The 18,843-nt window shown below is 40.0% G+C and carries 19 protein-coding genes; 10 read left to right on the plus strand and 9 right to left on the minus strand.

Features of this window, described 5'->3' with window-relative positions:
- Positions 1–10 precede the first annotated feature (10 nt).
- Positions 11–1,657: a fused response regulator/phosphatase gene (locus tag ABJK37_RS23835; protein WP_348359020.1), complete on the minus strand. Its 1,647-nt coding sequence runs from the start codon at positions 1,655–1,657 to the stop codon at positions 11–13.
- A 16-nt stretch (positions 1,658–1,673) separates the two neighbouring features.
- Positions 1,674–1,979: an STAS domain-containing protein gene (locus ABJK37_RS23840; RefSeq protein ID WP_348359022.1), complete on the minus strand. Its 306-nt coding sequence runs from the start codon at positions 1,977–1,979 to the stop codon at positions 1,674–1,676.
- Positions 1,980–2,130: 151 nt separating this feature from the next.
- Between ABJK37_RS23840 and yciH the strand changes: the two genes are divergently transcribed.
- From yciH to pheA, 3 genes are all read left to right on the plus strand, one after another.
- Positions 2,131–2,451 carry a stress response translation initiation inhibitor YciH gene (yciH, locus tag ABJK37_RS23845; RefSeq protein ID WP_348359024.1) on the plus strand — a complete coding sequence of 107 codons (321 nt, stop codon included), beginning with the start codon at positions 2,131–2,133 and terminating at the stop codon, positions 2,449–2,451.
- Positions 2,452–2,482: 31 nt separating this feature from the next.
- Positions 2,483–3,283 (plus strand): response regulator, encoded by an 801-nt coding sequence (locus ABJK37_RS23850; protein WP_348359026.1) that lies wholly within the window; start codon positions 2,483–2,485, stop codon positions 3,281–3,283.
- A gap of 198 nt (positions 3,284–3,481) precedes the next feature.
- Entirely contained in the window at positions 3,482–4,663 is a 1,182-nt protein-coding gene (gene pheA, locus ABJK37_RS23855) for a prephenate dehydratase (protein ID WP_348359028.1), read from the plus strand.
- Between the two features lie 147 nt (positions 4,664–4,810).
- Here the strand turns inward: pheA and tyrA are convergent, their stop codons facing one another.
- Both tyrA and ABJK37_RS23865 read right to left on the minus strand, forming a co-directional pair.
- Positions 4,811–5,953 (minus strand): bifunctional chorismate mutase/prephenate dehydrogenase, encoded by a 1,143-nt coding sequence (gene tyrA, locus ABJK37_RS23860; protein WP_348359030.1) that lies wholly within the window; start codon positions 5,951–5,953, stop codon positions 4,811–4,813.
- Between the two features lie 8 nt (positions 5,954–5,961).
- Positions 5,962–7,056, minus strand: coding sequence for a 3-deoxy-7-phosphoheptulonate synthase (locus ABJK37_RS23865; RefSeq protein ID WP_348359032.1), 1,095 nt, complete (start codon positions 7,054–7,056; stop codon positions 5,962–5,964).
- 396 nt (positions 7,057–7,452) lie between these two features.
- On the opposite strand from ABJK37_RS23865, the gene ABJK37_RS23870 reads away from it, so the two are divergent.
- Together ABJK37_RS23870 and ABJK37_RS23875 are read left to right on the plus strand one after the other, a co-directional pair.
- A complete protein-coding gene (locus ABJK37_RS23870; RefSeq protein WP_348359034.1) occupies positions 7,453–7,770 on the plus strand; it encodes a winged helix-turn-helix transcriptional regulator in 318 nt (105 codons plus the stop codon).
- Positions 7,754–8,188, plus strand: coding sequence for an SRPBCC domain-containing protein (locus ABJK37_RS23875; protein ID WP_348359036.1), 435 nt, complete (start codon positions 7,754–7,756; stop codon positions 8,186–8,188). The genes ABJK37_RS23870 and ABJK37_RS23875 overlap by 17 nt, the downstream gene beginning before the upstream one ends.
- Before the next feature lie 22 nt (positions 8,189–8,210).
- Here the strand turns inward: ABJK37_RS23875 and ABJK37_RS23880 are convergent, their stop codons facing one another.
- Genes ABJK37_RS23880 through ABJK37_RS23890 form a run of 3 tightly spaced genes read right to left on the minus strand, consistent with a single transcriptional unit; the run spans position 8,211 to position 11,342 of the window.
- Positions 8,211–8,774, minus strand: coding sequence for a sugar O-acetyltransferase (locus ABJK37_RS23880; RefSeq protein WP_348359038.1), 564 nt, complete (start codon positions 8,772–8,774; stop codon positions 8,211–8,213).
- Positions 8,775–8,804: 30 nt separating this feature from the next.
- Positions 8,805–9,716, minus strand: coding sequence for a 23S rRNA (adenine(1618)-N(6))-methyltransferase RlmF (gene rlmF, locus ABJK37_RS23885; RefSeq protein ID WP_348359040.1), 912 nt, complete (start codon positions 9,714–9,716; stop codon positions 8,805–8,807).
- Between the two features lie 9 nt (positions 9,717–9,725).
- The gene (locus ABJK37_RS23890; protein ID WP_348359042.1) at positions 9,726–11,342 is read right to left on the minus strand and encodes an NAD(P)/FAD-dependent oxidoreductase; all 1,617 of its coding nucleotides are present in this window, start codon (positions 11,340–11,342) and stop codon (positions 9,726–9,728) included.
- Between the two features lie 201 nt (positions 11,343–11,543).
- On the opposite strand from ABJK37_RS23890, the gene fdxA reads away from it, so the two are divergent.
- Together fdxA and ABJK37_RS23900 are read left to right on the plus strand one after the other, a co-directional pair.
- On the plus strand, positions 11,544–11,867 hold the full coding sequence (gene fdxA / locus ABJK37_RS23895; protein WP_348359045.1) for a ferredoxin FdxA: 324 nt from the start codon (positions 11,544–11,546) through the stop codon (positions 11,865–11,867).
- A gap of 110 nt (positions 11,868–11,977) precedes the next feature.
- Entirely contained in the window at positions 11,978–12,355 is a 378-nt protein-coding gene (locus ABJK37_RS23900) for a VOC family protein (protein ID WP_348359048.1), read from the plus strand.
- Between the two features lie 57 nt (positions 12,356–12,412).
- Here ABJK37_RS23900 and ABJK37_RS23905 read toward each other — a convergent pair whose 3' ends face one another.
- Positions 12,413–12,535, minus strand: coding sequence for a hypothetical protein (locus ABJK37_RS23905; RefSeq protein WP_348359051.1), 123 nt, complete (start codon positions 12,533–12,535; stop codon positions 12,413–12,415).
- Positions 12,536–12,761: 226 nt separating this feature from the next.
- Here ABJK37_RS23905 and ABJK37_RS23910 point away from each other — a divergent pair, with 226 nt between their 5' ends.
- On the plus strand, positions 12,762–13,658 hold the full coding sequence (locus tag ABJK37_RS23910; protein ID WP_348359053.1) for a DUF2279 domain-containing protein: 897 nt from the start codon (positions 12,762–12,764) through the stop codon (positions 13,656–13,658).
- Positions 13,659–13,800: 142 nt separating this feature from the next.
- On the opposite strand, the gene apbC is transcribed toward ABJK37_RS23910, so the two are convergent.
- Positions 13,801–14,856: an iron-sulfur cluster carrier protein ApbC gene (gene apbC, locus ABJK37_RS23915; RefSeq protein WP_348359056.1), complete on the minus strand. Its 1,056-nt coding sequence runs from the start codon at positions 14,854–14,856 to the stop codon at positions 13,801–13,803.
- Positions 14,857–15,142: 286 nt separating this feature from the next.
- Between apbC and ABJK37_RS23920 the strand changes: the two genes are divergently transcribed.
- Together ABJK37_RS23920 and ABJK37_RS23925 are read left to right on the plus strand one after the other, a co-directional pair.
- Positions 15,143–16,069, plus strand: a complete 927-nt coding sequence (locus ABJK37_RS23920) for a LysR family transcriptional regulator (RefSeq protein ID WP_348359059.1) — start codon at positions 15,143–15,145, stop codon at positions 16,067–16,069.
- A 354-nt stretch (positions 16,070–16,423) separates the two neighbouring features.
- A complete protein-coding gene (locus tag ABJK37_RS23925) occupies positions 16,424–18,754 on the plus strand; it encodes a TonB-dependent receptor (protein WP_348359062.1) in 2,331 nt (776 codons plus the stop codon).
- Positions 18,755–18,843: the final 89 nt, after the last annotated feature.

Raw genomic sequence — 18,843 nt, forward strand, 5'->3', positions numbered from 1 at the left:
TACACCTTAATTATATCTTGAACACCACGTCGACAGTATTGCCTTTGTTTGTATACTCTACTGACTCACACAACTCTTTAACTAAGGAAATACCACGACCATAACTTTTCTCGAGGTTTTCCAGTTCTGGCATGTGTTGCTGTTTAAAACCTTTTCCTGAATCTTTAATTTGGATTGCCAAAGCATTTTCATCAGGCAAATATTCAGCGCTAATAACGATACTAGCAACCTCAAGTGAGGACAGTTTTTCTTCACGTAACTTAAAGTACTCAAAAAAACCTGAGTCTGATTGTTTTAATTCCGAATCAAGCTCCAATACACCATGTTCAAGTGCATTATTGTAGAGTTCACTCAACACCGTGAACAATTCCGAATGTACACCATACAAACTTAGTTGGTTGGTAATAACACTCACTAAATCCACAACAGGATCGCTAGATTTGATATGTTTAGCGTCTAACTCTAATACCATTTTAAGTGGTATTTTAGAGGCGACGCGTTCGTTAGTGACCTGCTCTAACGGCTGACTAGTAAATATAATAACGGTAACATCGTCTTTACGTAGCCTTGCGCCTAAATACTCCTTAGCTTTGTCGATGATACCTTCAACATTAATGTTAGGTTGGGCCAATAACCAGGATTCAATGCCCTCACTACCTAACATTTGGTATGCTTCATTTTCAAGTTCAACTATGCCATCGCTAAATGCCACCAACCTGTCGCCAAATTGCATTTCATAACGTTCTACGTCGGCTTCAAACTCATGATTTTCTAATATTCCAAGAGCCATGTGGCGGGAATCAAAACGTTTTACTATCTTTCCAGTTTGATCCTGTAAAAGCAGGCTTGGCATGCCTCCATTCCAGATATCCACTTGCTTTCCCGTGTGATTTATTTCAACTAGCGCCGCTGCAAAAAACATATCATCTGGTAGCAACATTAAAAGCGTCTGGTTGATGGTTTCTGCCATTTCCATTAACGACAGACCTTTTCTAGACATAGCTTGAAACGCTTGTGAAACCGGCAGCGCGCCAATAGCCGAGGCTAAACCATGACCAGTAAAATCACCAATTAAAAAATACATTCCACCGGTCGGACTTGCACTAGCGATGAACAAATCACCATTAAAATCACTGGCTGGATTGAGGCAATAATCTAAGTAACGAGTAAAGGATTTATTAACCGACAACGCGTTGGCAAAGATGTGTTCCACAATCTTATGCTCACGTTCAACTGCGTTTCGATAAAAAGTCAGCTGCTTATTTTGTTCAAAGGTTTTTTTGCTGAGTAATCGGGTACGCACATGAGCGCGGATTTTCGCTGCCAGAATAACCTTATCAAAAGGTTTTGCTACAAAATCATCGCCTCCCACCTCTAGACATCTGGCTAGAGATTTTTCATCATCTAGGGCGGTGATAAAAATAATAGGTAAATAGATATCACCAGCGAGTTTCTTTAATTGTGTTGCAACCGCATATCCATCCATTTCTGGCATGATAATATCCAGCAAAACCAGGTCTGGTTTAATACGCTTTGCCAATTCAATGGCCACCATTCCATCTTCGGCTTCAAAGATATCTAAATACCCTTGTTGCTCCAGCATATGCACCAATAAAAATCGGCTAAGCGTGTCGTCGTCTACAACCAGAATACGCATAAATATTTATGAAACGTTATACAATTAGGAATTTCTTATCGAAGCGAGCGATTTGCAGGATTTTTAACACTTGGGGACGGCAATGGGTAATTTTAAAAGACTTCACGGTATCACATAAACTTTTTTGCATGTTCAACAACATTCCCAAAGCCGAACTATCCATATATTCAGTTTTTTGCAGATTGATTACAATAGTCGTAACTGCTTCGTTGCCCTCAGAGTAGGCCAAACGAAAATCCTGAACTTTACCAAAATCGAATTTTTCTTCGAGGAAGATAGTTAATTCACTTCCGTCTTCAGAAAACTCTCTATCTAAACTCATTCACTACCCCTTACAAAAAGAAACGTACTATTATGTTCCACTCTATACTGGGTTATTAAATAATAGTTTTACAGCTTTGCCTACAAAGAATCACTTTTTTTTATTAGAATGAGCGCCCTCCCCGCTCAGTAGCAATAGGGTTAAATTAAATATGAGTGAAAATAGACTGGTATACAGCACACAAACTGGCCGCATTGAAAACAAAGAAGATAAAAAACAACAAATAAAAACTGATGGCATTGTACGCATCCGCCGTGAAACCAAAGGCCGTAAGGGTAAAGGAATGACAACAGTGACAGGTTTAGACCTCCCCGAAAAAGCACTCAAAGACTTATGCAGTCAGTTAAAGAAAATGTGCGGTACCGGAGGCGCAATGAAAAACGGGGTAATTGAGATTCAAGGCGACAACCGCGATAAAATCAAGGCAACACTAGAACAACTAGGCCATAATGTGAAATTAGCGGGTGGTTAATCGCCAGTAGTAATACAAATTAGGAGTAGCCATGCATCATCTCTCGTTGTCAGAAGTCAGTATTATCTTAGTAGAGCCTTCGGACACTCAAAGAAAAATCATTATAAAACAATTAGCTGCCGCGGATATTAATCATGTTGAAGCGGTCGGTAGTGTCAAACAAGCACTTGAAACTATTACTAAGCAAGGCGCGGACTTAGTTGTCAGTGCGATGTATTTTGAAGATGGGACCGGTCTAGATATCATTAAACAATTAAAAAGCAGCGACTCTCATGCTGCGACCCCGTTTATGTTAATTTCCAGCGAAAATCGGGTTGAAAAATTAGAAGAGTTTAAGCAATCTGGTGTCGCAGCGATTTTGCCAAAACCTTTTACCCCTGATAATTTATCTAAAGCGTTAAAAGCATCGTTAGATTTGATCAACTCTGACGAACTGGATTTAGAGCTATTTGATGTACACGACGTTAGAGTATTATTAGTCGATGATAGTAAACTCGCACGAAACCATATTCGAAGAGTACTTAACGGCCTAGGACTACAGCAGATTTTAGAAGCTGAGAACGGTGCTGAAGCCTTGACTCTGTTAAAAGACCAAACGTTCGATTTAGTTGTTACCGATTATAATATGCCTGAAATGGATGGCAGAGAGCTTTCAGAATTTATTCGATTTAATCCTGAAACTTCACATATACCTATAATTATGGTCACCAGCGAATCAAGCGCGAGTTTACATATGGCTAATATCCATCAAACCGGTGTTAACGCTCTTTGCGACAAACCATTTGAGGTAAACGAAGTACGCAAAATGTTAGTCTCGTTACTAGGTCAATAACGATAATAATAAAGTGTTATTCATTATTCTTAATAAACGAAAAATTTGTGCTTAAGCAATCGTTGACATATAGGAAGCGGCTTTATAGATTCAGTGGCACAGCAGCATATTTTTAAACCTAGGTTAATCCTAGGTTTTTGTTATCTATACTGAAACCTCCCTATTGGGGAGTTATTTTTGAAATTATAAGTGAAAACCATGTCATCAACAGAATTAGAAGAACTTAGAGTAAAAATCACTGACCTTGACACCCAACTACTGACTTTTTTAGCTCAAAGGCAGCAATATACTAATCAAGTAGCTGAAACTAAGATAAAAAACCATATCCCTGTACGTGATCAAAAACGTGAAGAACAATTATTAATTAGGTTGATAAAAGAAGGCAGTAAGCACGGTTTAGACGCCCATTACGTCACGCAATTATTTCATGTCATTATTGAAGATTCAGTATTAAACCAACAAGCGTTGTTAGCGGCAAGAGCAAACCCTGGTAGTAATTTACCACTTAATCGTGTGGCTTTTTTAGGCGACAAAGGTTCTTACAGTTATTTAGCTACCCAAAAGTATTTTTCACGGCGCCCCGGTGAACTGCTTGAAATTGGTTGCCAAAGCTTTTTAGAAATCATTAAGAAAGTAGAAACTAACGAAGCAGACTATGCCGTATTACCGATTGAAAACACCTCCTCAGGTAGTATCAATGAAGTATACGACCAACTGCAACACACTCACCTTTCTATTATTGGTGAACTCACCTACCCCATCAAACATGCGTTATTAGTGAGTCAAGACACCGACGTAAGCAAGATAAAAACATTGTATGCCCATCCTCAAGTTTTCGCCCAATGTAGTCATTTCCTCGCGGAGTTGGGAAATGTAGAGGTTAAGCCTTGTGATAGTACTTCGGCGGCAATGTTAAAAGTGGCGGAATTAAATACTGATGATGTAGCTGCCATGGGAAGCGAAAGTGGTGGAAGTTTGTATGGTTTGCATGCAATTAAGTCCAACTTGGCGAATCAGAAAGAAAATCATAGTCGCTTTTTTGTCGTGGCTCGTAAACCTGTCAACGTGCCTCTGCAAGTGCCTGCCAAAACAACCTTGGTCATGTCTACTGTACAAAAACCCGGAGCCTTAGTAGAAGCACTTATGGTGCTACGTGACAATAAAATTAATATGACCAAACTTGAATCTAGGCCTATTACTGGTAACCCTTGGGAAGAAATGTTTTACCTTGATGTGGAAGGTAATGTGCAAGATGGGCCGATGCAGCAGGCACTAGAAGAGTTACAAGCCATGACCCGCTATTTTAAAGTATTAGGTTGTTATCCAAATGAAGAAATCAACCCAACAAAAGTTGCGGCGGTAAGCGCTTTAGCTGAGTAGTGACGATAAACTACTTTTTTTGCTAAACTTTTTGTTAAATAAAAATTTGTAAACACAAAAAAACGGGGCAATTAAAATGGCCCCGTTTTTCTATTTTCTATTTTCTATTTTCTATTTTTAATGATTAAAGTCGTAACACTTCGAAGCTCAACAATCTTCACTCAAAGAACGGTCGTCATCTGCTTTGAGTAATAACTTTCTACTATCCACCAAACACTGCTTAGCATAATCGCCAAACCACGAACCAATATTCAGGAACTGCTTAACAAATTCACCTTTATTATTACTTTCAACTAAGGTCAAAGCCTGATTAAATTTGGCACTAAACTCAGTTAATATCTTAACGCTATCCTTATTATCAAAAATAATATCAGCATATAGCACAGGATCCTGAGCAAATAACCGCCCTACCATCGCCAATTCTAAACGATAAATTGGTGAACTTAAGGAGATTAACTGTTGCAGATCTGGGTTTTCTCCAGACAAATGTGAACCAAAAACAAAACTACAAAAGTGTCGCATAACCTGTATAAATACCATGGCGTCATCGTGCTCTTTTGCAGTAGTTTGCTGCAATATTCCACCCCAAATACGGATTTGCTGCAATAACCATTCGTATTGTTCACAATGACGTCCATGACATACCACTACAACCTGTTTAACCATACTCGCAACGTCCGGTCCAAACATTGGATGTAGCCCTAAGACTGGTCCCTTATGGGCAGCCATCATGGCCGCTAAAGGTTTTTGTTTGGTACTAGTAATATCAACTAACACGCAGTCTTGGGGTAAGTTGGTTAACTTTGAAATAACGCTCTCAGTTAACTTTATGGGCACTGCTACCAACACCAAACCGGCATCATTTAGAATAGAATCGGCATTTTCCCAATCGTCTTTTTCTAGCAGTTGCACTGGATATCCACTGCGCTTAAACATATCCACAAACACTCTACCTAACGCACCAGCGCCACCTATCACCACTATTTTTTGAATCTTTGGGTTAGTACATAAATAGTCAACATTTTGAGTATGATAAGACTCACGCATGATCCTACGCAGTAAATCTTCTACGAGAACCGGGGAAACATTCAGCTGTTCTGCTTCTGATCTTCTCTTGGCAATCAATTCTGCTTCACGTTCAGGTACATAAATAGGCAAGCCCACTTTGCTTTTATATTTACCCACTCGGGCTGTCACTTTCGCCCGTTTCGCCAATAATTCAACTAGTTGGTTATCAATATCATCTATTTGTTGCCGCAGTTGATTAAGTTCGTTCGGGGATACGGGCATTACTTTTCCTAGTTTTCAGCATCAATAAACTTATTTAACCGCATAGGTAACACGGTTATCAACTTATCTCGCATATGATTAATCAATTCTTCAGTGGTTTGCCAATTAATGCAACCATCTGTAATAGACACACCATATTCTAATTCACTTGGGGTTTTCCCTGAACTACTTTGATTGCCATGATTTAAATGACTTTCTAACATGATCCCAATAACAGATTGATTACCTTCAAGAATTTGATTTACGACGTTTTTAGCAACCAAAGGCTGTCTACGAAAATCTTTGCTAGAGTTTGCATGACTGCAGTCAATCACTAGACCTGCGCTCAACTTGGCATTTTCTAGTTCAACTTCACAATCAGCTACACAAACCGAATCATAGTTGGGCTGCTTACCGCCACGCAAAATAATATGTCCATCGGGGTTACCTTGAGTTGTAATTACACTTACTTGCCCTTCACCGTTGATACCCATAAAACTGTGGCCTGATGCAGCTGATTGCAACGCGTTAATGGCAATACCTAGACTACCGTCAGTGCCATTTTTGAAACCTACTGGCATAGATAGACCACTGGCCATTTCTCTGTGAGTTTGGGATTCAGAAGTCCTTGCCCCTATGGCAGACCAGCTAAATAATTCTGCTAAATATTGTGGACTGATAGGATCCAGTGCTTCGGTTGCAACGGGCAATTCTAGCTCTGCCAACCAAATCAATAGTTCTCTAGCTTTACGTAATCCGGTTTCAATATCAAAGGTATCGTTAATATGTGGATCATTAATCAAACCTTTCCAACCAACGGTGGTGCGAGGCTTTTCAAAATAAACTCGCATTACTATATATAAGGTATCTTTACAGCTCTCATGCAACTCTTTTAATTTAAGAGCGTATTCTTTGGCTGCATCAATATCATGTATCGAACAAGGGCCGCATATCAGTAAAAACCTGTGGTCTTTACGATGCAAAATATCACTAATAACTTGCCTAGAAGTTTGCACAACTTGTAAAACAGAATCACTCACTGGCAATTCAGACTTTAGTGCTTGAGGGGTGACTAATACTTTCTCAGAAGAAATATTAATATTGTTATTGCTGTCACGTAACATGTTTTAACTCTTTTAAAATAAACTAAAATTTGGCATTGGGTCAATAATGAAGCGACCTTTTGCAGCTGATTTTCTGTAGCACCACGAGATGTAACGATAAATGTACATCAAGAATTTTATTATTTTTAATTTTGGATTGACTTTTTACCAGCTATTAAAACTTACAACAAGTTTTAATTACTTTTATTGGAATAGTTGGTTAGTTTTCAGACGAATAGACCAATAATAAGTAACAAACTAACATAACAGAAAAGTCATGTGGTTTTATACCCAAGCTAAATAAATGCATTGAAACGACTTATTCTCATCCTCTAAAGCGAAATTAATCTTACCGGCAACTTGACATGCAACCATTGGGTTGCTCATTATATTCTGACTAACAAAAATGGATAATTAATGGATATTTTTACTGCTTTGGCAGATCCGCAAAGACGGCACATAATTGAAGCCCTGCATCTGCACGGAGGTCTATCAATCAAACAATTAACACTAGGATCTAACGTATCAAGGCAAGCAATAACTAAACATCTAAATATTTTGATTAAAGCCAAAGTTATACAGGCTGATTTTGTTGGTAAAGAACGGATCCATAAACTAGATCCTAAGGCAATGCAGAGTTTGTTTAATTGGTTAGCACCATTTGCCCAAAAGTGGGACGACAGACTAAACGACTTAATTCAATATATTGGAGATGACGATGACAACCAAAAATAAAATTGACGCAATTGTAAGAGAAGTCGTTTTTAACGCCCCCATTGAGAAAGTATGGCATGCGATTACCCGACCTGAAGAAATTCAAAAGTGGTTTGGTTCTGCCGCGAGTTTTGAATTAAAACAAGGTGAGCACGGATACTTTGAATGGGAGCAGGAATGTGAAGGCAGATTTGCAATGCGTATCGAAACAATCACTCCACCTCGCTATTTTGCTTGGCGCTGGATGTTCCAACAAGACGCAGTATTTGATGAAGCGACATCGACATTAGTAGAGTGGACTCTCACATCTACTAAATCTGGAGGCACTCACTTAAGTTTAATTGAATCAGGTTTTTTACAATCAACACACAAACAAGCCAATGTTAAGGGGTGGGATCAGGAATTGGGCGATTTACAACAATATGTGGACTCAGTCTAAAAACTAACCTGATGAGCTAAAGTTAAGTAGATATTGTTTTAATTACTTGTGCGGGTACCCCTGCTACCACGGTATTCGGCGCTACATCTTTGTTCACCACCGCTCCAGCGGCGATAACAGCATTGTCACCTATAGTTACGCCATCTAAAATTTTCGCGCCCATACCTATCCAAACACTGTTTCCGATAGTAATGGAATTGGCAGTTTCTATACCTTTATTACGCTTGTCTGGTTCCAAAGGATGAGTCGCGGTAGAAATCAATACGCCAGGAGCGATCATAACATTATTGCCAAAAGTAACAGGTGCGGCGTCTAATATTACTAAGCCGTGATTGGCGTAGAAATTTTTACCTGTTGAAATGTTATAACCATAATCGCAATAAAAGCTAGGCTCTATCCAAGCACCTTCACAATGACCAAACAGTGATTTGAGAATTTTTCGACTGCCTTTTCTATTATCGATATCAAACTGATTAAACTGATGGCAAAGTCGTTTAGCATTTGCTCTATCTTGCTGCAACGATTTATCGCTTGGGAAATACTCTAGCCCCTGCAACATTTTTTGCTTTTCGGTTAATTGACTCATTTTACTTCAATCCATTCTTATTAAAGGCATCTAAAAGCGCCATGCTACAAAGCGGCTAATTTTTTGACCTTGCGCCATATCCACAGTTTTCACATCGATAACCCCCTGCTCGCGCAAGCTTTTGTAAATCTGCGGCAAGTTATCTTTCTTAGAAACCAAACTGCTAAACCAAATGATTTGTTGGGAAAATTCTCTACTTTCAGCAATCATTCGTTGTATAAACCGCAACTCTCCGCCTTCACACCAGAGTTCATTAGCTTGTCCTGCAAAATTCAAGGTAGGATTTGACGGCACAGGGGTTTGATGTTCGCCTCGTTTTGATTTGTTTCTCGCTAGGTTTTTTACTTTACGCTGAGAGCCTGCATTGGCCTGCTGAGGCGATTGATGAAAAGGAGGGTTACACATACAAAAAGCAAAGTGTTCATTTGCTTTGACAACACCAGCAAAAATCGCTTTTGGCTGTTTTTGTAGCCTAACTTTAATATTATCCGTTAGTACCGGATTAGCGGCAATAATCGTGTTAGCGGATTTAACTGAAACAGGATCAATATCTGTTGCCACCATTTTCCAACCATATGACCTTGTAGCAATAATAGGATAAATAAGATTGGCACCTGTGCCTATATCGAGTCCTTTAATCGTTTTGCCACTAGGGATCTTGGCATTATTATCTACCGCCAACAGGTCGGCTAAATAATGTACATAGTCTGCTCTACCGGGCACAGGGGGACATAAATATCCCTTGGGAATATCCCAAAACTTCACCTGATAATAATGAGCTAATAACGCCGCGTTTAACGCTTTAACCGCACTAGCATTCGCAAAATCAATGCTCTGAGCGCCATCAGGCTTAGTAACCAAAAATGAACGCAAAGCTGGGTAGCTTTGCACCAATTGCGCCAAGGGGTAGCTTGCTTTATGTAAACTTCTAGAGTGTTTCAAAGTTTAATATTAATCTATTTCTAGTTTGGCTAACATATCTACCGCTAACGCTTCAGCGACTTTGATGCCATCAATACCAGCAGACCAAATTCCACCAGCATAGCCAGCCCCTTCTCCCGCAGGATATAAACCTCGGGTATTAATACTATTTAAATCTTTACCGCGTTTGATACAAATAGGTGAGGAAGTACGGGTTTCGACTCCAGTTAACAACCCGTCTACTTTAGCAAACCCCTTTATTTTTCTATTAAATGCTGGAATCGCTTCACGAATGGCTTCGGTTACATAGTCGGGTACAACTTTCGCCAAATCAGTTAAACGAACGCCTGGCGTATACGAGGGTTTCACATCCCCCAACTGCTCACTGGATTTTCCTTGTAAAAAATCACCAATCAACTGGGCTGGCGCATGATAATTTTCTCCTCCAACCTGATAAGCCAATTCTTCAAGCTGTCGTTGTAAAGCAATGCCTGCCAGTGGATGATCGGGATAGTCTTTTTCGGGAGTAATTCCTACTACTATGGCACTATTAGCATTACGTTCATGACGTGAATATTGACTCATACCATTGGTCACGACCCGCCCCTCTTCTGACGCGGCTGCCACTACCGTGCCACCAGGACACATACAAAAACTGTAGACCGAACGCCCATTTTTACAGTGATGCACCAATTTATAATCTGCCGCACCTAAAATAGGGTGACCCGCATTATCACCAAAACGGCATTCATCTATCATGGATTGTTCGTGCTCTATTCTAAAGCCCACCGAAAAAGGCTTGGCTTCAACATAAACGTCTTGCTTGTATAACATTTCAAAGGTATCGCGAGCGCTATGCCCCACAGCTAAAATCGCGTGTTCGCAAGCTAAATATTCTCCATTAGATAAGTGTAATCCTTTAAGTTGCCCGTCGAGGACATCAAGCTTGTCAACTCGAGTACTAAAGCGAATTTCACCACCCAATTCAATAATTTGCGCACGCATTTTTTCAACCATATTCACTAATTTAAACGTTCCGATATGGGGTTTACTCACGTACAAAATTTCTTCTGGTGCGCCAGCTGCCGCAAATTCATTGAGTACCTTACGGCCATAATGTTTGCGGTCTTTAATTTGACTATATAATTTGCCATCTGAAAACGTTCCTGCTCCACCTTCGCCAAACTGCACGTTTGATTCAGTATCTAACGGTTGCTTGCGCCAAAAGCCAAACACGTCTTTGGTGCGCTCCCGTACCGCTTTTCCGCGTTCTAACACTATTGGCTTAAATCCCATTTGCGCTAAAATAAGCGCGGCAAACAAGCCACATGGGCCCAACCCTATTACTACAGGGCGTGTATTGAGATTTTGCGGCGCTCGTGCCACAAATTTGTAGGTCATGTCGGGGGTTTCGCGTACATGTGGATCATTAACAAATTTAGTTAATAATTCGGCTTGGTTAACCACTTCAACATCTAGCGAATAAATCAGCAAAATATCGGTTTTATTTCTGGCGTCGTAAGCTCGTTTAAACACTTCAAACGACAACATATCTTCTGAGGCAATATCCAACTTCTGCAAAATCGCAGCAGTTAGTGCCTGTTCATCGTGATTTAAAGGTAATTTTACTTCGTTTAAGCGCAACATAAGGTGTCCAGTGATAAAACATTAACAATTCGCAAAGGCCCGTCAAAGCCGATCATTTTCTTAGGCTGCGCATTTTATGTCAGATAGAATACATAACCTAGGTAAATTCTTCATTGAAATGCAGATACAGTTCTTGTTTTTTGCCTGCGCTACTTTATGATCGCCGTAATCAAATAAACTACACTCAAGATAAGTACAATCATGACCTTTGTCGTTGCTGACAACTGCATTAAATGTAAATTCACCGACTGTGTACCTGTATGCCCAGTGGATGCATTTTATGAAGGAGAAAACTTTTTAGTTATTCACCCAGATATCTGCATTGATTGTGGATTGTGCGTGCCCGAATGCCCTGCTGAAGCCATATTTCAAGATACTCATTTACCCGAGGCACAGCAACATTATTTACGACTCAACGCTGAGCTTGCTGAGGTATGGCCCAATATTACCGAATTAAAACCCGCACCCGAAGACGCCAATGAATGGCTTGATGTAGCCAATAAATTGCCGTTGCTTATTAAATAACCTTTAGCCGCATCGATTTAAAATAGCTGAAGAAAAGCCTTTACCTCAAGTTAACCTGAGGTTTTAAAGTGTTGTGACATTCAAAAAACAACACCTTAAAAGGAACATTTATGCAAAGCAGACTTGAACATATTAACCTCACTGTATCCAACACCATCAACGCAGCGGCTATATTGGGCGACATCTTCGATTGGCAAATCCGCTGGCAAGGTCCGGCAAAAGACAACGGCCATACTATTCATTTGGGTGGCAACGACACCTATCTCGCGTTGTATAGTCACAAGGATAAACACTATACAACTAACAATCACAAAACCATTACCAAACTCAACCATATCGGTATAGTGGTAGAGGATCTAGCTGAGGTAGAACAACGAGTGATTGCTAAAGGATTTATTCCACACAACCACGGTAACTATGAGCCCGGCAGGCGCTTTTATTTTAATATTGAAGACAATGTTGAAATAGAAGTTGTGAGTTATGGGTGATTAATCACACTATGACAATTGGATTTGCGAGCTTGGTAAATACTTACTGCAACTTTTTTAAGAATGTGATTTACCAAGCTTTGACATTTGCACTTCAAATTCAGCAATAGCTTGCCAAAATAACGCCCCCAGTAGGTAATCAAAAATCGGCGAGGTAATATTGAAATTAGCTTTGGCCATTTTATTACGTTTATGATGACGCACCTTGCAGATGACGTACTCTTGCACCTTCCCAGTAAATGGTTATATGTAATTGAGTAAATTTCCGTAGCAGAGTTATCACCCGCTCCTTTGTGTACACCTGAGTTTTTCAGCAGGAAAAAAGTCCGATAGCAGTGACTTTGATATTAATCTCTAGGTACTATTGCATCATTTTTCCACTCTTAGCCATAAAGGACAACTGTGCGTGAAAACACTTACCTTTCTCTTGATTCATTTTATTTTGTGCCTGCAATATTTACATGCGCAAGAAACATCAAAAGATTTTGTGCTCCCTGACTATAGAAATATTACGGAGGCAAGCACTGAAAATTGGCTAGAGCTTGCAGGCGTGTTTGGAGGCATTACATACTTAGGCGCAAAAGAATGGGAATGGGGAAGCTCAAGCTTTAAATTTAATGAGGAAGGCTGGTTCGGTATGGATACCGGCAGTGGCGGCGCTGATAAGTTAGGGCATTTGTACTCTTCTTATGTGATGGCTGAGTTTCTTACCCATCGAATGAGTAAAAAAGGCTTTAGTATTGAGTCTTCAGCGAAATATAGTGCCTACTTAAGTTGGGGCTTAATGTTATATGTTGAAGTATTCGACGGCTACTCCGCAGACCATGGTTTTAGCTACGAAGATCTAATTGCCAATACAACCGGAATTGGCGTGTCATATTTAAAAGCTAAATACCCAAACTTATTGGGAGACACACTAGATTTAAGAATTGAATATTCTCCCTCAAAAGGCATGAAAGGCTTTCATCCCGTCACAGATTATTCGGGTTTAAAATATTTGGCAGTAGCAAAATTAAGTGGCATTGATATGTTCAAAAATACACCACTTAAATACTTGGAATTTCAAATAGGCTATTACAGTCGAGGTTTTAAAAAGGATGACCGACCGTTCACCGACTTTAAAACCACAGAGACATTTGTTGGTATTAGTGTAAATTTATCTGAGCTTATTTTTAAACCCTACCGAAAGAAATTGGGTAAAGTAGGTCAATATGCCAATACTTTAACGCAATATATTCAAGTACCTGACATTTCAATTCGTGAAAATATCAAAAGCCGCTCGCTCCTTGTAACAGAACAATAATATTAACAACGTTACACTGGCAACGATAATAAAAAGGAGAGCGGCTTCGCGATAGATCTTTGATCTTTTGACTTACCCTTAGAATCAAAAACCATCTAGCGGACGCCGCGCGCGATAATGACGCGAAGCGTGCTTTTATTTCTCAACTCACAGACGACACTGCAATTTGCTGCGGCGCGCTTTGTTGTTGGCTGAGTTTGAATGACAACTTACGCGCCAATTGTGAGTAAATCTGCTGAATATCAATGTTGGCCTGTTGATTAAACATAAAATGTTGCCCTGTATCGGCTAATTCACGAATTTGCATATCCAATGGTAATTGCGCCAATAACTCTGTTTGGTATTTTTGTGCAATTCGCTGACCACCATCGGCACCAAAAACGTGCTCTTTGTGACCACATTGAGAACAAAGGTGGTAACTCATGTTTTCAACTATGCCCAAAACGTCAATATTCACTTTATTAAACATGGCTATCCCTTTTATGGCATCCACCAAGGCTAAGTCCTGAGGAGTAGTGACAATAACGGCGGCAGTTACTGGCATATTTTGCGCAAGTGTTAATTGAATATCCCCTGTGCCTGGCGGCATATCAACTATGAGGTAGTCTAATTCGTCCCACATGGTTTCGTTGTACAGTTGCTGAAACGCTTTGCTAGCCATGGGGCCGCGCCAAATGGTGGCTGAATCGTCGTCGACCAAATAACCGATAGACATGGTTTGAATGTCGTTGATTACAACTGGATACATTCTTTTATTATCAGGAGATCCTGGTTGCTGCCCTTTAGTACCCAGCAAGGTTGGTAAAGAAGGGCCATATATGTCCGCATCCAAAATGCCAACTCGCGCCCCTTCGAGTTTTAATGCAGCAGCTAAATTAATCGCAGTAGTGGATTTACCCACACCACCTTTTCCAGAGGCGACTGCTATCACGTTTTTCACTACTTTAGGGTTTTGCCCTTTTATAGAAGGGATCTGATATCTCAATTTAATTGTCACGTTGTGGGTAGTGGCAAAACGTTCGAGATGATGATTAAACTCTCCGTTCGCGCCCAGCAAACTATTACAGACAAAAGGCAAACTTAGGTTAATTGTTTGATCTTTCGTTGTGATGTATCCAAGCGTATCTTGAATACTGGGGAAAAGACCGGGAAGAATGTCATGCAAAAGAGTGACAAGGCTTGAATGTATATCTGACATAGTGACTCGTGTTTTATTAAAAAAGTTCTAGCGAACCAAGTGTTGAGTGATATTAGCATTCCTTAACAAAGGTCACACTGAGTGATTATCTTTACCTTAGCTAACGAATTCGCCAAATAGCGGGCAAAATCTTGTTGGCTACCCACTTTTCTACTCTAATTGGCCTCGTAATTGTTATGAGCAATCACAGTTAGCCTATATTGCATTTCATAGAATGTTTGTTAAATTCAACATTTATAAATCTTACTTAAGTATTTACTTAACTAACAACTGACTAAAACTCACTATGCCTAATAATAAGAAGCTTGTTTCACAACTCAGTAATTTCGATATTCGTCTGTTAAAAATCTTTAGATCCGTGGTTGAATGTGGTGGTTTTTCAGCGGCCGAAGTTGAACTTAATATCAGTCGTTCAGCCATCAGTATCAGTATGTCGGACCTTGAAGCTAGGTTGGGATTACATCTGTGTCAAAGAGGACGCGCCGGATTTTCGTTAACTGATGAAGGCACACAAGTGTATCAGGCGAGTTTGCAGCTTATGGCCTCGTTGGAAAACTTTCGAACTCAAGTTAACAGTATTCATGCTGAACTCACTGGCGAACTCAACATTGGCATTACAGATAATTTAGTCACCTTAGAACATATGTCGATTTCCAAGGCCCTGAAAGCGCTAAAAACTAAAGGCCCTGAAATTGTCATTAATATTAGAATGATCCCTCCTAATGAAATTGAGCGTTATGTTTTAGATGGCGCGCTACATGTGGGTGTGGTTCCTAATCTGCGACCATTGCAAGGTTTAGAATACTCGAGTTTGTATGAAGAACAATACATGTTGTATTGCAACTATCAACATCCGCTTTTTAACATCGCTGACGAAGACCTTACGCCTAAACAAATATGTGAATATGAAGCTGTGGCACCGAGTTATGCACAAACCGCACAAACTAGAAGTTATTATCAAAACTTAAATACTACTGCCACAGCAACAGATCGCGAAGGAGTGGCATTTTTAATTTTAACGGGTTGTTTTATTGGATACTTGCCTACCCACTATGCCAAACGCTGGGTTGTTTCCGGAGAAATGCGTGCGTTGTATTTAGACGATTTTGATTTCAATTTTAATACCGAATATCAAACCGTTTTACGCAAAGGCTCTAAACCTAACCAAGTAGTTGAAACCTTTTTACAAGAAATAAAACTCCCTTCCCAATAACATTGAACAACCGCATAGAGCTACCATTTTGGGTAGCTCGCTAGTGGCATTTATGTTCAAAAATACACTGTCCCCTTCTAGGTCACATTAAAGTTAAGTAAATACTTATCTAAACATTAATTATATTAAATTTAATAACCTGACAAAACTGAAATACTAATCTTAGCCACGCTTGTCCTACTCATGAATAAAACGAGTTAGCAGTTGGCGAAACGATCAGTGTCTAACTTGGCATTACCTATTTATTTGATTACCTAGTCCCACAAATTTTCTAATAAATGCGGGCTAACGTAACAAACCACTAAGTAGCCGGTTTAAGACGTAAAAATTAATAACAATAGAAGGGAACATATAGTGAACACACATAATCTGTACAAATATAACCCCATTCTTACGGTTATTTCTTTGGCACTAACATTGTCAGTGCCGCAAATTGCAAGTGCCACAGAAAAAGTTTGGGAAACCATTGAAGTCAGCGCTCAAAAACGTAACGAAAATATAAGTGATGTGGGAATTGCCATTACGGCTTTCAGTGGAGAACAGTTAAAAGCATTAGGTTTAGAAAGTAGCACCGAGCTCATTGCGTTTACACCCGGCGTGTCACTAGCAGGTGATATTGGTGGGCAAAGAGCCATTTTCAATATTCGTGGTGTGGTACAAAATGACTATGCGGATTTAGCTGAAGCGCCAGTAGCGGTTTATGTAGATGGCGGGTACTTAGCCAGTACTCAAGCACAAACTTTTGGCCTATTTGATATTCAGCGAATTGAGATATTGAAAGGTCCACAAGGCACCTTATTTGGACGAAATGCAACAGGAGGTTTAGTCAACACCATCACAGCTAAGCCAACAGAAGACTTTGAAGGTTATGCTGAGTTTTCGGTCGCTAGTTTCGACCAATATCGTTTTGAAGGTGCTGTTTCAGGCGCCTTATCTGACGGTATTAGCGGGCGTTTATCTGCTTACTCGAATATTCAAGGTGAGATTTTAGAAAATATCTATGAAGACGGCGCATCTCCGGATACAAGACCTGGTTCTGTTGGTGGCGGACAAGACGGTTATAACGATGATACACAAGCTCTGCGTGCCCAACTGGATTTTGATTTAGGTACAGACGGCTCATTGTTACTAAGCGCGAATTGGGCCGACACTACAAAAAGCGAAGGGCCTTATCAAGTTGTCAATACCACCGAAATCAAAGATGCCGATGGTAACGTAATTGACGTGATCTTTGCTGCTGATGACCCCTTAGGCTGTGATGCGATTCAACTTGGTGAATGTATCGACGGTAATTTTAATGGTGATCCCGTTCGTCCTGTTCAAGGCGGTGACTTTAATGGCAACATCGACCCCGATGGCTCCGGGCCGAAGGTCAACAAAGACTTTGCTTTTGATGATCAAAATACCATCCAATCACTAGGTTTCTCAGCTGCACTTGATTATAGTTTTGATACTTTCGATTTCTTTTCTTTAACCGACTACAAAACCTTTGACCGCACTGTGGGCTTGGATTCCGATCAAACAGCCTCCCCTGAATTGATATTTCAATCAGATAGTACAATCGACCAATTTAGTCAGGAAGTCAGATTATCAGGAGAAGCCGATAGCTTTAAATGGGTCACTGGGTTTTACTATCTAAATGTAGAAACTGCTTATAGCCAAGGACTTGCAGCCTCGCCTACCGCCTATTTCTTAGGTGGAGAAGAAAACAATACTGTGGTGGATTTAGATACTCAATCCTACTCGCTATTTGCTCAAATCGACTACGAGTTACAAGATCAGTTGGTATTGGTAACGGGCTTGCGCTATACCAGAGAAGACAAACATTTTGTGGGTGATGTGTACCAAAACCCCAATACAAACGATAGAGTGATTGAGATTGATTTCAGCAGCACGTCATTAGAGCACGTAGATACAGATAATGACCAAAACCTATGGTCGGCTAAAGTGCAACTAGAGTACTCGACAGACACAGATCTATATTATGTGGGAATTAATAGAGGGGTGAAAGCGGGTAGTTTTAATGCGCCTTTATTTGGTGGATTTAGTAGCTACAAACCAGAAGAATTAACCTCTTATGAAGCGGGAATGAAATTAAATCTAATGGATGAGTTTGCGCTATTTAACGCCAATATTTTCTATTATGACTATAGCGATTATCAGTCTTTTTCATGGGTAAATAATTCAGGTTTGGTAGAAAATCAGGATGCCACTTTCACAGGGTTAGAGCTGGAACTATTCTTAACACCTAGTGAAGGACTAGACCTGATTTTGAACACTTCTTATACCGATGCCAAAGTAGAAAATCTTGAAGTGGCTTCAGGGATATTTGCTGATACAACACCAGCGTTTACTCCCGAATATCAAGCGTCAGCCATGGTTAGATACAATTGGGACTGGAACGAAAACAATATAGCAGCTCAGGTGAGTGCCAATTATCAAAGCGAAACCTTTCATAATGCACGGAACTTCACTGCTCATGAAATAGACTCTTACGTAGTTGCCAATGCTCGTTTGACATGGACAGATGCAAAAGAGTTATGGTCGGCAACGGCCTACGTAGACAATATGTTTAACTCTGAACATGAAATTATTGGTTTTGACGTAACAGGATTTTACGGCACATCTCAAATTTCTTATGCAAAACCTAGAGTCTTTGGAATAACAGTTAAACGTAATTTTTGATTAGCACTATCTAGCGCTAAATTGACATAAGTTATGAAACCGTTTCGTTAAAAAGTCCACTGTGTACAAGCAGTTAACGAAATGGTTTC

This window comes from Paraglaciecola sp., assembly GCF_039964565.1.
Lineage (GTDB): Bacteria > Pseudomonadota > Gammaproteobacteria > Enterobacterales > Alteromonadaceae > Paraglaciecola.

Coding starts and splice junctions, on each gene's coding strand:
- ABJK37_RS23865 (WP_348359032.1), bottom strand. CDS start 7,056: ATGTTACGTGACAGCAATAACAATATTAATATTTCTTCTGAGAAAGTA.
- ABJK37_RS23900 (WP_348359048.1), top strand. CDS start 11,978: ATGCAAAGCAGACTTGAACATATTAACCTCACTGTATCCAACACCATC.
- ABJK37_RS23905 (WP_348359051.1), bottom strand. CDS start 12,535: ATGGCCAAAGCTAATTTCAATATTACCTCGCCGATTTTTGATTACCTA.
- ABJK37_RS23880 (WP_348359038.1), bottom strand. CDS start 8,774: ATGAGTCAATTAACCGAAAAGCAAAAAATGTTGCAGGGGCTAGAGTAT.
- fdxA (WP_348359045.1), top strand. CDS start 11,544: ATGACCTTTGTCGTTGCTGACAACTGCATTAAATGTAAATTCACCGAC.
- ABJK37_RS23835 (WP_348359020.1), bottom strand. CDS start 1,657: ATGCGTATTCTGGTTGTAGACGACGACACGCTTAGCCGATTTTTATTG.
- ABJK37_RS23890 (WP_348359042.1), bottom strand. CDS start 11,342: ATGTTGCGCTTAAACGAAGTAAAATTACCTTTAAATCACGATGAACAG.
- ABJK37_RS23850 (WP_348359026.1), top strand. CDS start 2,483: ATGCATCATCTCTCGTTGTCAGAAGTCAGTATTATCTTAGTAGAGCCT.
- ABJK37_RS23870 (WP_348359034.1), top strand. CDS start 7,453: ATGGATATTTTTACTGCTTTGGCAGATCCGCAAAGACGGCACATAATT.
- ABJK37_RS23875 (WP_348359036.1), top strand. CDS start 7,754: ATGACAACCAAAAATAAAATTGACGCAATTGTAAGAGAAGTCGTTTTT.
- ABJK37_RS23920 (WP_348359059.1), top strand. CDS start 15,143: ATGCCTAATAATAAGAAGCTTGTTTCACAACTCAGTAATTTCGATATT.
- pheA (WP_348359028.1), top strand. CDS start 3,482: ATGTCATCAACAGAATTAGAAGAACTTAGAGTAAAAATCACTGACCTT.
- tyrA (WP_348359030.1), bottom strand. CDS start 5,953: ATGCCCGTATCCCCGAACGAACTTAATCAACTGCGGCAACAAATAGAT.
- yciH (WP_348359024.1), top strand. CDS start 2,131: ATGAGTGAAAATAGACTGGTATACAGCACACAAACTGGCCGCATTGAA.
- apbC (WP_348359056.1), bottom strand. CDS start 14,856: ATGTCAGATATACATTCAAGCCTTGTCACTCTTTTGCATGACATTCTT.
- ABJK37_RS23840 (WP_348359022.1), bottom strand. CDS start 1,979: ATGAGTTTAGATAGAGAGTTTTCTGAAGACGGAAGTGAATTAACTATC.